General features: G+C 50.3%; 10 protein-coding genes. 9 read left to right on the top strand and 1 reads right to left on the bottom strand.

Translation table 11 applies throughout. From position 1 onward, the window contains the following. Positions 1 to 2: 2 nt before the first annotated feature. From K3T82_RS04535 to K3T82_RS04575, 9 genes are all read left to right on the top strand, one after another. A complete protein-coding gene (locus K3T82_RS04535) occupies positions 3 to 1,925 on the top strand; it encodes a hypothetical protein (RefSeq protein WP_220192296.1) in 1,923 nt (640 codons plus the stop codon). Positions 1,926 to 1,939: 14 nt separating this feature from the next. After that, positions 1,940 to 3,898, top strand: a complete 1,959-nt coding sequence (locus K3T82_RS04540; RefSeq protein WP_220192297.1) for a hypothetical protein — start codon at positions 1,940 to 1,942, stop codon at positions 3,896 to 3,898. Between the two features lie 14 nt (positions 3,899 to 3,912). Then, the gene (locus K3T82_RS04545) at positions 3,913 to 5,844 is read left to right on the top strand and encodes a hypothetical protein (RefSeq protein ID WP_220192298.1); all 1,932 of its coding nucleotides are present in this window, start codon (positions 3,913 to 3,915) and stop codon (positions 5,842 to 5,844) included. A 21-nt stretch (positions 5,845 to 5,865) separates the two neighbouring features. Beyond that, the gene (locus tag K3T82_RS04550; RefSeq protein ID WP_220192299.1) at positions 5,866 to 7,182 is read left to right on the top strand and encodes a CHAP domain-containing protein; all 1,317 of its coding nucleotides are present in this window, start codon (positions 5,866 to 5,868) and stop codon (positions 7,180 to 7,182) included. A gap of 391 nt (positions 7,183 to 7,573) precedes the next feature. Continuing rightward, positions 7,574 to 7,720, top strand: coding sequence for a hypothetical protein (locus K3T82_RS04555; protein WP_220192300.1), 147 nt, complete (start codon positions 7,574 to 7,576; stop codon positions 7,718 to 7,720). Between the two features lie 24 nt (positions 7,721 to 7,744). Continuing rightward, positions 7,745 to 8,137, top strand: coding sequence for a PrgI family mobile element protein (locus K3T82_RS04560; protein WP_220192301.1), 393 nt, complete (start codon positions 7,745 to 7,747; stop codon positions 8,135 to 8,137). 18 nt (positions 8,138 to 8,155) lie between these two features. After that, the gene (locus tag K3T82_RS04565; protein WP_220192302.1) at positions 8,156 to 10,852 is read left to right on the top strand and encodes a VirB4 family type IV secretion system protein; all 2,697 of its coding nucleotides are present in this window, start codon (positions 8,156 to 8,158) and stop codon (positions 10,850 to 10,852) included. 8 nt (positions 10,853 to 10,860) lie between these two features. Next, positions 10,861 to 12,315, top strand: a complete 1,455-nt coding sequence (locus K3T82_RS04570; protein WP_220192303.1) for a hypothetical protein — start codon at positions 10,861 to 10,863, stop codon at positions 12,313 to 12,315. A 473-nt stretch (positions 12,316 to 12,788) separates the two neighbouring features. Next, complete coding sequence (locus K3T82_RS04575) at positions 12,789 to 13,325, top strand: response regulator transcription factor (RefSeq protein WP_220192304.1); 537 nt, start codon at positions 12,789 to 12,791, stop codon at positions 13,323 to 13,325. Between the two features lie 325 nt (positions 13,326 to 13,650). Here the strand turns inward: K3T82_RS04575 and K3T82_RS04580 are convergent, their stop codons facing one another. After that, positions 13,651 to 15,141: a hypothetical protein gene (locus K3T82_RS04580; protein ID WP_220192305.1), complete on the bottom strand. Its 1,491-nt coding sequence runs from the start codon at positions 15,139 to 15,141 to the stop codon at positions 13,651 to 13,653. Positions 15,142 to 15,197: the final 56 nt, after the last annotated feature.

A 15,197-nucleotide genomic window follows, 5' to 3' on the forward strand; every position in this document is an offset into this window, starting at 1 on the left:
TTATGTTCAAAGTTGGACGCTGGAAACAACAGAAGAAACGACGCTGGTGGCATTACCTGGATCTCATCATCATTGTGATAGTACTCAATCTCCTTGTGTTTGCCACCAGGCCATTGCCGCTTTTGCGAACCGCACTGTCATCCATAACAACCATAACGCATCAGTCCTCTCTGGCTGCTAGCTATACAGGACTGAATACCATAGTCATTCCCCTGACGAAAATCATCGCTCAAGCCGATTGCTCAGATCCGAATCTTTCGGAAACCGATTTGCAGAAATGCATGGAAGGCAACAACTCGGGAGGCACCTACACAAACGACAAGGCGAAGATCCAGAATCCAATTTCTAAGGGCAGCTCGCTCTTCTTCTTTACGCCCCTTGACATTACTGTCAGTAACTCCAATGTACTCACAATGTGGGGATTCGTCATGGGGATCGTAGACGCATTTCTCGTCATCCTTCTGATGTTGAATGGTATCAGGATCATCTTGACAGGAAGCGTCTTTACCTATTCACGTGTTATCGAAGAGTTGCCCGGGGTGCTCCTGGCGATTATTGTCGCCCACAGTAGCCTGCTTTTTATCACCCTCATCATTGGCACTAACAATTCTATGACGACCTATATCTATAACTTTGCTCAGGAGACACCCGGCATTCATCGCTCACATTCAGGGTTCGCTTCCGGTAAGGATACCAAGGAACTGACATTACGTGTTTTCTTCCCATATATCATCGCGAACAAAGATAAAGAGACATACTATGAAAAATTAATACCTATCCCCAATCCTTATGATGCCAAAGATCAATGGCCCGGCCCTAAGGCAGGGTATGGTTATACAGGAAACAAAGGAACCACGGATTTAGACATCACGAAGTTTAATAAAGATATGGTTTGCACCTCGGAAAAAGTCAACTTTGATGTGTCTGATAGAGAGTATCTCTTTGGCACCAGCGCCAATATCCACGATGGGTATCTTTACCAAAGCATAAAAGGACGTTCTGAGAATATCATCCGCAATAAAGATGACAGAAAGATGCCGCAGGATGTCTTGAAAAAATTACAGGATATGCCGCACAAGATTGAAGAAGATCTAAGTAATCTGTCTAAAAACGATGTGAAATGGTATCAAGATTTAGAAGATTTTAGTACAGAAATGACCGGATACGAGAATAAGTATCTTATCTCGGCTGATAGTGCTGGAAGTTATAAAGACGATACGGACAAGGCCATTAGTGCCGCGAGCCAACTATTTAACGGCGCGGGAGGAGGAAACTCTACCAATGGCAATGATCTGGCGGGCGATGTCATCGTCTATAAATGTCAACCTGATGCCACTGGCGATTCATTCCAATTGGTCCCTGATGACATCAATTTCACTGATCTTTTCAAGGATTTGCAAACGTTGAGCAGTGGATTGGGAGCAGTCGCCAAAGTAATGGCGGTTATGCTTCTGGGGCAGATGATTATCCGCCTCTTCTTTATCAATCTCTATACAGTCCTTGCCCCACTCGGTATTGCCTGTGGAGCATTGCCAGGTAAGGTGGGTCAACCTGTGGTGCAGATGTGGCTCAAAGGCTTTATCTCTATTGTCCTGGTGCAATTTGTCATGGCAATAGCACTCATTGTCACACAAATTTTGCTAGGAGAGATCCTTTCTTTTACCGCCGGTGGAGATCCTAACCATATAGCAGGCAATCTAGATAATAAAACACTCTCTGATCTTATACGCATAGCCTGCCTGTATTTCGTTTTCCGCATTCCGTCGCTCCTACAAAGCGCCCCGCTGCGTACGATGACGGATGCTGGCCAGGCAATGGGCCAGGCGGTTGGTATGACTATAGCCATGCAAATTATGCAGATCCAACTCGTAAGCCAGGTTGGGCTAAGCGCTGGTTCAATTGGCACCGCGTCTTTGGGACGCTAAAGGAGGAGTAGAGAATGATCAAGTTCATACCAAACACGCTCCTCGCTAGAAAGCAGCCCAAACAACGACGCTGGTGGCACCACCTGGACCTGTTGCTGATTGTGCTATTCTTCCAGGTCGTGGTCTTGGTAACCCAGTGGCAACCTTTGCTCCAAGTGGCGAACTCCACTATGGCCACAATCGCACAACACACAGAATTGACGAATACCTACACAGGACTGGGAGCTATCGCCGTTCCACTTGGGAAGATCATAAGCCAGGCTCACAGCGCGACCCCTGAAGAATGTCAGCAGAAAAACACAACAGATCAGGCGATAAAAGATTGCCTCGAAGGAGGCAACAACAATGGCACCTATACCAAGAAAGATCCCAAGATCCAGAATCCTATTGCCAAAGAGAATGCGCTCTTTTTCAATACCCCGACGGATATTACTATCGAAAACGCGAATATTCGCTCGCTCTGGGGCTTTATATTGGGGATCGTGGATGCATTTCTTGTGGTTGTCATCATGCTCAATGGCGTCAAACTCATTTTGACAGGAGGCGTCTTCCGCTACTCACGCGCGGTAGAAGAGTTGCCTGGGGTACTGGTCGCCATTATCGCGGCTCATCTGAGTTTGACCTTTGCAATGGCTATTGTCGGTCTCAACAATACCATGACCAACTACATTTATTCATACGCGCAGGAAAACCCAGATATTCATCGGACCAAATCAGGGTTTGGTGCGGGAGACTATAAAGACTACACCCTCCGCCTCTTCTTCCCAACTATGGATGCGAGCCGTAAGGAAGAGTTCGAAAAACAAACTGATGTGACCTGGCAAGAAGCGGCCCAAAAATGGCGTGCCCCAGACAACGCGGCCCCGAATGACAAAGGCACTACAAGCGAAGATGTAAAACAATTTAACAAAGATATGTTCTGCACATTGAAAAAAATCAATTTTGATAATCAAGACAGGATAGCGCTCTTTGATGGGGGAGACTACAAAGGTTCTGAGATCTATAGGAATGTCAAAGATCGCTCCGAAAATATTATCAAGCAAGTCCAAGACTATAGGATGGACAAAGGAGAGGAAGCCCAGAGAAGAATTAATCATCTGAAAGAGATGCCAACAACTATAAAAAGTGATATTGATAATTTCGATGCAAATCCTCAAAAATGGTGGGAAGACCTTTCAAAATATTTCGATGAGATGACCAAATACGAAAATGATCAAAACTTTTTCCCGACAGGACAATTCGAAAGTGCCAGAGGCTATAGAGACACGTCTGACAGATTTATAAGTGCAGCAAGTACCATGTTTAATGGTGTTGGTACAGCACAACCAGTTGGTGGAACTGGGGCAGGTGGTGGTGATGTCGTAATCTATAACTGCGAAAACGACGCGACCGGGAGCAACTTTCAGCTTGTTCCCAATGACCTGGATTTTCAGGATCTCTTCAAAAACCTCGCGGAGCTAGGGCACGGGCTCAAGATGATTATCAAGTTGATGGCCCTTATGCTGTTGGGGCAGATGATTATCCGCCTCTTCTTCATCAACCTCTATATCATCACCGCTCCTCTAGGAATCGCCTGCTGGGCGCTCCCTGGGCGAGTAGGGCAACCTGTGGCACGCTTATGGCTCCAAGGATTTATCACCACTTCCATGGTACAGTTCCTGATGGTTATCGCCGCCATCGTGACCCAGGTTCTCCTTGGCAATGTGCTGGCTTTTGTGGGAGGCGATCCACAGCACATCATCGGACATCTCAAAGAAGAAACGCTTGCGGACATGATGCATATCGCCTGCCTCTGGTTCGTTATCCGCATTCCATCTCTACTAGGAAGCGCTCCTATGAATACCATGTCTGAAGCCGGGCAAATGATGGCGCAAGCGGTCAGTACCACGGTCGCCATGCAGGTCACACAATTCCAAATGGTTACACAAACCGTCCTTACCGGGGCCTCAGCCGTCGCCGCGGTGGCACGCTAAAGGAGGAGTAGAGAATGATCAAGTTCATACCAAACACGCTCCTCGCTAGAAAACAGCCCAAACAACGACGCTGGTGGCACCACCTGGACCTGTTGCTGATTGTGCTATTCTTCCAGGTCGTGGTCTTGGTAACCCAGTGGCAACCCTTGCTCCAGGTGGCGAACTCCACTATGACCACAATCGCACAACACACAGAATTGACGAATACCTACACAGGACTGGGAGCTATCGCCGTTCCACTTGAGAAGATTATAAGCCAGGCTCACAGCGCGACCCCTGAAGAATGTCAGCAGGAAAACACAACAGATCAGGCGATAAAAGATTGCCTCGAAGGAGGCAACAACAATGGCACCTATACCAAGAAAGATCCCAAGATCCAGAATCCTATTGCCAAAGAGAATGCGCTCTTTTTCAATACCCCGACGGATATTACTATCGAAAACGCGAATATTCGCTCGCTCTGGGGCTTTATATTGGGGATCGTGGATGCATTTCTTGTGGTTGTCATCATGCTCAATGGCGTCAAACTCATTTTGACAGGAGGCGTCTTCCGCTACTCACGCGCGGTAGAAGAGTTGCCTGGGGTACTGGTCGCCATTATCGCGGCTCATCTGAGTTTGACCTTTGCAATGGCTATTGTTGGTCTCAACAATACCATGACCAACTACATTTATTCATACGCACAGGAAAACCCAGATATTCATCGGACCAAATCGGGGTTTGGTGCGGGAGACTATAAAGACTACACCCTCCGCCTCTTCTTCCCCAGCGCGTTAAAAGGGGACGAGGAACAGTTTGAAAAGGATCCTGGTCTGACCCCCCTTCAGGTCGCGGATAAGTGGCCTGGACCCGATAATCCTGATGAGAATGGCAGTTCGACCAGCAAGGATAGGAAACAATTCGCTGAGGATATGTTCTGTACATTCAAGGAAATCAATTTTGACAATGGTCGCCGCTATCGGGTATTCGGTGGCGGTGATCCCGCAAGCAATCCCATTCGCAATTATCTCGAAGCTCGCACGAACTACATGACCCGCCAGGTAGAAGACGGGAAAAGCAACATTCCAGCTGATAAGGTAACAGACCTCAAGGCGATGGCTTCAACCATGCAAGAAGATGTGGCAACAATAAAAACCAATCCTTATAAATGGTATGAAGACTGGAAGAAGTTCACCGCCGAAATCGATGATGTCGAGAAGCAATATATTATGGACCACACGCCAGATTCTCTGGTAACCACCCAAAGAGATTTATCGCTACAAATAAACTTTCTTCTCTTTGGTGGTGATCGTCCCTCTGGTCCCGAAGATGAGCCTGATAAAGTAGGCGATGCCATAGTATACACATGCGAAAACGACGCGACCGGGAGCAACTTTCAGCTTGTTCCCAATGACCTGGATTTTCAGGATCTCTTCAAAAACCTCGCAGAGCTAGGGCATGGGCTCAAGATGATTATCAAGTTGATGGCCCTTATGCTGTTGGGGCAGATGATTATCCGCCTCTTCTTCATCAACCTCTATATCATCACCGCTCCTCTAGGAATCGCCTGCTGGGCGCTCCCTGGGCGAGTAGGACAACCTGTGGCACGCTTATGGCTCCAAGGATTTATCACCACTTCCATGGTACAGTTCCTGATGGTTATCGCCGCCATCGTGACCCAGGTTCTCCTTGGCAATGTGCTGGCTTTTGTGGGAGGCGATCCACAGCACATCATCGGACATCTCAAAGAAGAAACGCTTGCGGACATGATGCATATCGCCTGCCTCTGGTTCGTTATCCGCATTCCATCTCTACTAGGAAGCGCTCCTATGAATACCATGTCTGAAGCCGGGCAAATGATGGCGCAAGCGGTCAGTACCACGGTCGCCATGCAGGTCACACAATTCCAAATGGTCACACAAACCGTCCTTACCGGGGCCTCAGCCGTCGCCGCGGTGGCACGCTAAATAGCAAGAAGGAGGGAACCAATGAGTAGTTTTATGGGGAAGGGAGCGGCTGGCGCGAGCCTGGGAGGCGGCTTTCTAAGTGGTGTTGGTGGTCTGGTCTCAGCTCTTGGACTACAAATGCTAGGCATAATAAGCGTAGGAACCTTACTGCTAGGCAGTATTGGTAGCTGGTGGTTTCAGAATGGAGCACCCACCTATTATGCCTCAGATACGGTTGTAGGGGATCTCACCACCCTCACCGGCGATGATATGTCAATGATCAAGTCGGGTAATCCGGTCCTTGTAGCTCTCGCAATAGAACATAATCTTACGGATTACAAAGGCCATAACAATAATTATGATTATAACAATCCCATTATGCAAATTGTCATCCAATACTGGCGTAAGATATGTGGAGGGCGCATATGCCCCGAAGCACTACCAGTAGGTAAAACCGATGGTGGTATCCTCGCCACAAATTTTCTAGACTGTAGTGTGGTCCAGCTTACTTGTGGAAACGGCTTCCAATGCGCCATGTTCATAAGTACGGTCTTTGGACTCTCAGGAAATGCACTCCCAGCAAAAGGCAATGCAATAGATTACTGGAGAGCTAATCATTCAATATATGAAAACGCCGGATGGAAGTACATCAACAATGGCTCGGGTATGCCCTCCATTGGCGACCTTGCAGTTATGGATCACGGCGTCTATGGACATATCATGCTCGTCGTCGGAGTGACACCTCCCAGTGGAGGGAAAGATGGCACGGTCTATCTGGCACAAGGCAATGCGCCTGGCAATACAAATATCCATATGGGTAATGGTGATGTCAATCTGCTCAAATGGCCTCTCAAATCCAATGGTTTCGCAACCATAAACTGGAGTTCGGAATATACCCTCCTGGGCTTTATTCACAAAGATGATTGGAGCAAAAAGTGGGGTGACCCCTTCTCCACCACTCCATACACACCATCGGGAGATGCAAAGTGCGACGAAAAAGCACGCGCCATGCCGGAATCGCAAGCCCGCCAACTAGCAGCACAAGCAGGATTCTCGGGGCACGGACTCGACGTCATCATCGCCATCGCACATGCCGAGAGTAGCCTTAATCCTAAGAACTGTTTGTTGAACAAAGATTGGCATGATTGGTACCCTCAGTGGCACGTCCACAAAAAGGGCCGTACATTAGATAGAGGCATCATGCAAATAAATAATTACTGGCATTTTGAAGTCAAAGATGAATGCGCCTTCGATCCTCTCTGCTCGTTTAAAGAAGCCTATAAGATTAGTAACAAAGGTACCTCTTTCAGCCCTTGGACTACTTATACTGGTGGAGCATACCGTAAATACATGCCATAGGATTAGTGCGACACATTGCGTAGCAGGCAGGAGAGTAAGGAAGAATAGTAATTTGTTACGTACTTCATAGACGAATTGCGATCCATGCATTATGATGTAAGCGCATGGTTATACACTTCATAGAAGAGGAAGGAATCAAAACAGCTATGATGTTACTGCATATCACCCAGCTCATGGTTGACCCCCATATTGTGCTCAATCAAGTGCATGGAATCATCCCAGTATTCAATGATGTAGCCTCATCCCTACGGCACTTTGCCCCCCAGCGCCCCCCAATGGTGGCGGTAAAAATGCTTACGCGCAAATCCTTGGTTTTGCGACCAGTATCGAAGGACTCATCCGAACACTCGGAGTCACGATCTTTCTCATCGGTATTGCAGTGGCTGGTATCATGCGTATGGTGTCCTTTGGTAGTGACCGCCGCGTCGCGATGTCCAATATGGCCCTGACCGCTGCGGTCGTCGGGTTGGTCATCATGCTTTTGGGAACCACGCTGTCCAAGCTACTTGCAACCGCATTTGGGGTGACACTCCCGTAGATCAATCTATCCTGGAGTTTTTCAATGCAGAAAGAGGAGATTCCAACATTCCTCAATGAACAACCGAAGGTTATATTTGGGCGTACAGGACGCGAGCTTTTGATCATCGTCTGTGGCATTGTCGCTGGATATTCCCTTTGGGGTAATATCCAGGACTTTATATCAGCCCAGTGGTGGTCTGTCACTAGCATCATCATCGCTGTTATCCCTACAATTATAGCCTTCATTGTAGCACTGTTTCCTATCGCGGAAAGGCCCATCGAGGAATGGGTTATGTGCTGGTTCCTATATGTTAGTATGCCAAGACTGTATATTTATAAGTCATCTGAAAGCGAACCTGAAGATAGTAACAGAAGCATAGTAACTCAGCAAAAGACGAGAGTAAAATCAGGTGAAGACGACAATCTTCTCGAGTAGGATAAGGAGTGCGTATCCATGTTAACAGCTCCCCAGACTCCCAGCCAGATGATAAACGGAACGGGGAATGTCATCAAGACATTTGTCAGGTTGCGTGAGGTCGCGGGCGAGGTCGCGTGCCTGAACTTCGGACGCAAGGTCTATGAGTATCGCTCGATCATCAAAGTGAATACGGTCAATTTCGCGCTGATGGCTGAGGATGACCAGGACGCCTTGATCGAAGGCTTTAAATCTTTCCTCAATGGTCTCTCCTATCCGCTCCAAATCCTTATTAAAAACCTTCCTCACCGGCTTGATGACTACCTAAACAGCCTCAAAAGTATTCAGGGGGATCTCGCGGAGGTTTCGCGAGATCATGCGCAATTTGTACAGCAACTCGCTTCCAAACGAGCACTAGTCAAGCGCGTCTTTTATATTATCGTGCCGGCAGATGCGACTTTGAATAGAAATCGGGCCGAGGCACTGATCAACGCGCAGACCCAACTCCGCCTACGCACAGATGAATTGATACGCCAGCTAGAGCGCCTCGGTTTGACAGGCCATCGGCTGCAAGAGAAAGAAATCATTGATCTCTATCAAAGTAGCCTGCTCTCAGAAGAGGCGCGCCAGTTTCCTATAAGTGATAATCTGTTGCATGGCGCGAATAATCTAATGGTGTCAACGCGTGAGAAGTCCAATTCTCGCTCCTATTCCCTGGAGGAAGATACCATGGGGGAAGAGGAGTTAACGAGAGGCAAAAAGAAAGCTGGGAAAGAGAAAAAACAGCCAGAAAAAAAACAGAAGACGCCTGATTTTGTGAGTATTCCAGAGCTCATCGCTCCCAGCAGCATTGAGGTCTTCCCCTGGTATGTGCGTATTGCTGGCGAACTGGGGCATGAATACACACGTACCCTAACCTTTGTGAATTACCCTCGTAGCGTCTACCCTGGCTGGCTCGACTCGATCATTCAGGTTGACGAACCACATGTCGACTTTAGCATCCATATCTCTCCTCTCTCCCCTCAGCAGGTGACGGCTCGCCTGGGTAAGAAGGCAACAGAGTTCCGTGGCTCCATCATGGCCTCTCAGCGCCAGGGTAAAGCCGCCGATCCAAACGATGCCATCGCCCTGAGTGATATTGAGGCTCTGCGCGAGAAGCTGGCACGCGGCGATGAGCGCATCTTCAGTATGTCGCTTTTCGTGCAGGTACGTGGGCGGACCCGCCAGGAGCTAAGTGAGCGTAATAACCGCTTGATGTCCGCGATCCGTAGTCTTGATTTCCGCGCCCTACCCGCACACTGGCAGCATCATGCAGGTCTGTTAAGTTGCCTACCAGATGGAGATAATCAGCTAGGTCGAGCACGCCTCTTTGGTACAGGCTCAGCCGCGACCTTCTATCCCTTTACTGGTAGCGATATCAGCATGGATACTGGTGTCATGTTCGGGGTTCACCCAAGTGGCAGTTTGATCATTCTCGACCCCTTCAACAGCAAGGAACTGGAGAACGCGAACCTCGTTGTCTTCGCGAAATCAGGAGCAGGCAAGAGCTTCTTCCTCAAGACAGTCTCCTGTCGCTTGTTACCAACCTCCAATGTCTATGTTGTTGACCCAGAAGCGGAATATAACAATCTGTGTAATCGTGTCAATGGGCAGTATGTGCGCCTCTCATCTGAATCCCTACAGCTCAATCCGTTCGATCTGTATAAGGCCGAGCGCCCGGCAAACGCGAACCAGGATGAACAAGACGATGAGAACAGTAATTTCTTCCGCGAGAAATTGCTCAACCTGATCACCCTGTTTGAGCTGCTACTTTCCGATGGCGGCGCGCTGACGCAGAAGGAGAAAGCGTTCCTCTATAGGTGCTTGATCAAGACCTACGAGAACCGTGGCATTACGATGGACTCGTCGACGCATCATCGCACACCACCCAATATGCAAGAGTTCTTCGTGATTATGTCCAGTGCTTCGCGTGGAGACCATCGCTTTGGTGTTGGTGAGGATACCTTTGGGCTACATGAGCGACTGGAGCGCTATCTGCATCTCTTCCCAAGCCGCACTCGCGTTGTACTCGATAATCGCTTCGTCGACTTCAACATTCGTGAGCTCAATGATACCCTCAAGCCTGTCGGACTCTTCCTTATCACGGAGTTCCTCTGGACAAAGATGCGCCAGGCTCGTGAGGGACTGGGAAATCAGCGTCACACCATTATTCTCATCGACGAAGCCTGGCTCTTGATGCAGTTCCAGCAGGGCGCGAAGTTCCTAGCAGAGTTCGCCAGAAGAATCCGTAAATACGGTGGTGGTCTCTGGTGTACCACTCAGAACTCGGATGACTTCCTGGGATCTGAAGAGGGAAGAACCATCCTGGCAATGGCGACCATGAAATTCCTGATGAAGCAAGACTCCTCAACAGTGGAATCAGTCGTGCGCACCTTCCGGCTGAGCCCTGGACAACGCAACTTCTTGCTCGCAGCCAGGCGTGGTGAGGGACTCTTCACAACCAAAAACTGGACGCCAATGGAGGTCGTAGCCTCTCCCAAAGAAGCGGAGATGGCAAACACAACTCTAGGTACACCTGCAACTTCGGTAGTTGACGAAACAATTGAAGAACTTGAATATTATCAGCAACTCAACGCCATGGGAAACGGTACCGCGAAGAAGGGGCGCCCCGCTTCCAATGGACGCACAGTACAAGGGACGATTGCCCCAAAACCTGATCAGAATCAAAGGAATTGAGGAAACGCATGCAGGCTTCGCAGACCACAACTAATACCACAGAGAGGGGGGGTGCTTCACGCCAGCAACGACTACTCTTTCGCTTCCTACCAATCGTTGGGGTAATGGTGCTCATCGGCTTCCTCGAAGGATGGCCTCCAACAACGTGGGTCTACCTGTTCCATGTCTATACACAATGGGAGACTCTGTGGTCTCAACAACAGACTGCGCTCTTGCTACCTGTGTTTGTACTAGCCTTACAGTCAATCCTGCTGCTCGTAGCCTGGGGGCTCTGCCTCTGGCTAGCTTTCCGCGAATTGAAAGCATTCATCGGTAGCAACCAGCAGCAAGCCGTTGCACCACTCACGCCATATCATCAGGGGGTGCATATCGCACCCCCTCAGGCTGTCTACAATGCTCCTAACCAGCCACAGGTTTATGCACAACATCAACCATACCTTCAGGCTCAGTCTCAACAACCATTTCCGGGTTCTGGTGTACAACAACCTATACAAGCGCATCAACAGCCGCCTGTCCCAATGCCCTATCCGGCGGCGCAACAGCCAGTTCAACCACACTGGCACCCAGCGCAGGCACAGCAGGCATTCAAGACCCAACAACCTGTGCAACATCTACAGCTACCGAGAGGCAACTCTGGAACCCAGCCCCCACTAGTAGCTCCGGCTATGCAAACGCCGCCAATACAAGGACAGGCTCATACATCCTCACCGGAGATGCCGCTGACTACACCTATTTTACCGATTGACAGCTCCATACCCACTCCTCAGATAGGGAGCCAGGAAACACCTGACCAGTTCCCTGACAACCCCTTCGAAGATTCAGAGAATACCCATCAGCCAACGATGCAGTTGCAGGCACTCACTCTTCCCAAACAAGAGCTTGCGACGCTACCAGAGTTGGATGAGGAGACAACACTGACTGTCATTCAGGATGTGGAAGCGGCACCAGACGAGGAAGCAATCGAGACTCCATTCGATGTGGATGAGGAGACAGGCAAGCGTCAGATCGTCGCTGGCAATAACTTGCAGAAAAAACCCTTCCAGCCGGGTGATGCACAACAGCAAGCAAAAGTCTTGCGCGAACTGGGCTTCTACCAGGCCACACCCGAGCCTGAGAAGGTGGAGAGTGGCTCGGTACTGGGAGAGGCAGCCCTCGAGGTTGCCATGAACCAGCCAACAGATAAAGAGCCCATTCAACCAACGCGGGCACCACAACACACGGCTAATAATCCATTTGACGTACAGAGCGATCTCATCGACCTCTTCCAGGAAGAGAGCACTATTGAAGAGGAGTCAACTAGTGACTCGTCATTATCAGAAGAGGAAGAAGAGTCGCCCTTTGTCTTTGGCAATCCCTTCGAGGGGCCAATCCCAGATGTATTCCATCATGATAATGTCTTGAAGAAGGTTCTTCAAGAGAGCCAGCAATCAAACGAGAAGAAACGCAACGACGAAAAGAAGTAGCTTTTCAGAAATGCGACCTGGGTTCTGTTGCAATGGAAGAGGCTCAGAAAAGTTTTGCTTAGAACTTTTCTGAGCCTCTTCCATTGCTGTGAAAGAGTTTGAACAGCAATCTTAGACAATTATCTCAAAAATTGGGCTCAAATTGTGAAGTAGTTCAAAGCGCGAGAAGTGAACAGTAGGGTATTATACGTCTACGCACCAATGCTCCCGATGGAAAGAATTATCGACCATCCAGGCATCATAAATATGTTTCTATTATTTGGTTCACCGTATCCGATATATGGGGACCTCCTGCTTTAGGATATGCTGTCTGTAATGAAGGTAGACAGGTTGTCCTTCTATAAAACACGGATCACTCCTTATCCGAAAATCTGAGCACGGCTGTTGCAACGAACATCAACGCCGCGAGCCGCCATTAACGGCGTTGGTTTTCGCATAAGACATTAAGCAATACTGGAAGGAGAAACCAAGCTATGACAGTTTCTAACCGCTTCTTTCATCCAATTGAGATCGATGAACACAGGACAGTGCAAGTTCAGGATATGAAATGGGACCTGGAACGGCGTGCGGTTACAATTGGCAATATAACGGTTATTCTAACCTCGACAGAGTACCGTTTGCTTCTTTCTCTGAGACATGGACATCCGGTAACCTATACCAATCTGGCGATGATGGCCTATAACTATGCCATGGATACCAAGGTTCGCATGATGATGGACAAACATATTGATAGGATTAGAAGCAAGATCAGGGGAACCGGCATATATATCTACTGTGTTAACAACTATGGCTATGTGCTCCTCCCGAAGCCGCCTAAAATCATCGAGATAGCGTTTTTTTTGCGCTCACGACGCTCTTTAGAAGGAGGGGGCTTTGTACTGAACTTGCCAGTACAAAGCCCCCTCCCTCCCTCTCTTCTTACCATAAACATGCCAGGCAAATCAGAGAGGCTATCACCATTACTACAGTGTCCCCTAAAAAAGCGAGCTAACATTGATTTATTGCTGTAAATAGGGTAATATATTTAATTACTAAGCATCACCCATCCGCTTGCGTGGAAGTTTTGACTCGCGCGAGTCCGACCGTTACGGAGGTGAAAATAGCGGTAAACGGCTAAGTAGCTGGGTGGGGAACGCTTTCCTCACGCTCTAGGGGCATCACAAGTGCAGCCGGAGCAAGCATGCAAAGACGCGTGCACAACCACACGTTGAAGCGTGTTAACAAGCAACACCTTAACAAATGAATATAGAGTCCAAGACATAATCCAGGAACCAGCCTAAGGAGCAGGTGGCAGTGATGTGGGTGTTCAAGACCATGCCGTTTGTGGCAATCGTCCTAGTCGTGATCGGGATCACAATTGCAAAGATGTCGCAGCGCGGCATCCTTGCAATCGGCAAGTCTGAGCAGGGCTTCACGGCTCGGCTCGGTGCCATGCGCTTCAAGCGAGAAGTCGAGGTCTCCCAAGGAGGGGCCAAGAAATTCTTCTCGTTCAAGTTCAGGGCGGTTCGAATCATCCGAACCGTAAGGCGGACAGAAGGCGGATGGTTCAAGGTGGGTACCCTGAAGGTGGGGGTATTCATGGTGGTGCGCCACAAAAAGCGCACCATGCAGGAGCACTACTGGAGGGCCACGTGCCGCATCGCGCGGCCGTGGCAGAAGTACACCCCCGAGCTCGCGTTCAGCTTCAAGCGGCCGACTTCGTACGCGCGGCGAGGCGCAAAGGAGCAGCGACTGCGCAACCGAGGCATCGACCTCAGCAAGAGGATGCTCAAGAAGCAGCGTCTGCTGCTGAGCATCGCGGCCACGGTGCTGGCAGTGGTTCTCTGCATCAGCACAGCCGTGTTCGTTCTCGGCCTCGGGGTCAAGCCCAGGTACGACAGCCACACATGGTGGCTGGGACTCAAGGTCTTCGCCGCAATCGGGCCGTCGCTCATGGCAGGCCCCTTCGTCCTCGCCAGCACCTACGTGCTGGGACGCCGCATCCGCGAAGTGGCGATCTGGTACGACACCCCTGCTCGGCAGGCAGTGCGCCTGACCATCACTGGCCTCCTGATCAGCTACCTGGTAACGCTGACCACATCCACTGCAGGCAAGGGTGTAGCCCTCGCCCAGCAGTGCATCCTGGTCCTCGGGTTCCTCGTCGTCCGGTCCTTCATCGGACGCGGCGACGAGCAGGCCGCCCTGGCGAAGCGCATGGAGAAGATGATGAAGCGCCGAGGAGCTGACCACCATCCCCTGTTCCCCCAAGCCCAGGACTGGTTCTGGGCAAGCACGGGACTGGCTCTCCTCGCCCTGGCTCTGGTCGGAGCGATCTGGTCGTGGATGGTTACCGTTCGCCTCAGTACTCCGATTGGGGAGGTCGACGACCTCCTGATCTTCCGGACATGTGTCGGGACGATCATGGCGGGGCTGATGACCATCGCCGCCCGCCTCGGTGGGCAGGTGTCCCGGCTGGGACTGGGATACCTCGGATGGTGGGCTGTCACCGACCGTCGTCCATGGGCGGCTCTTCTGCACCGCCGCGGGTGGCAGAAGATGGGACCGCTGTGGGGTCTGCTGACGTCGTTGGGCCAGATCCTGGCCCTCAATGTCTTCGGCACCTTCATGAGCGTGTACCTTGCCCAAATGGCGGCGAAGGTGTATGCCCACCACTGGGAGGCGTACACGAACTCCACGGCCTTCCCGGTCGCGCAGAGCGGCGCTCTGCTCGCAGCCCTGGAGTTCGTGGGCGGCATCGTCGGGCTCATCTCGATGGTGCTCATGTCGTCGGGGAAGGATGCCCCGGCGCAAGAGCAGTCCACCCAGTCCAAGGCCGACTGAGGTCACACAGCCGCACCCCCAAGGGGTGTTTCTGGGCATATGTGTGGACCCTGTGTCGAGGT

It is taken from the genome of Ktedonospora formicarum (assembly GCF_016587355.1).
Taxonomy (GTDB): domain Bacteria; phylum Chloroflexota; class Ktedonobacteria; order Ktedonobacterales; family Ktedonobacteraceae; genus Ktedonobacter; species Ktedonobacter formicarum.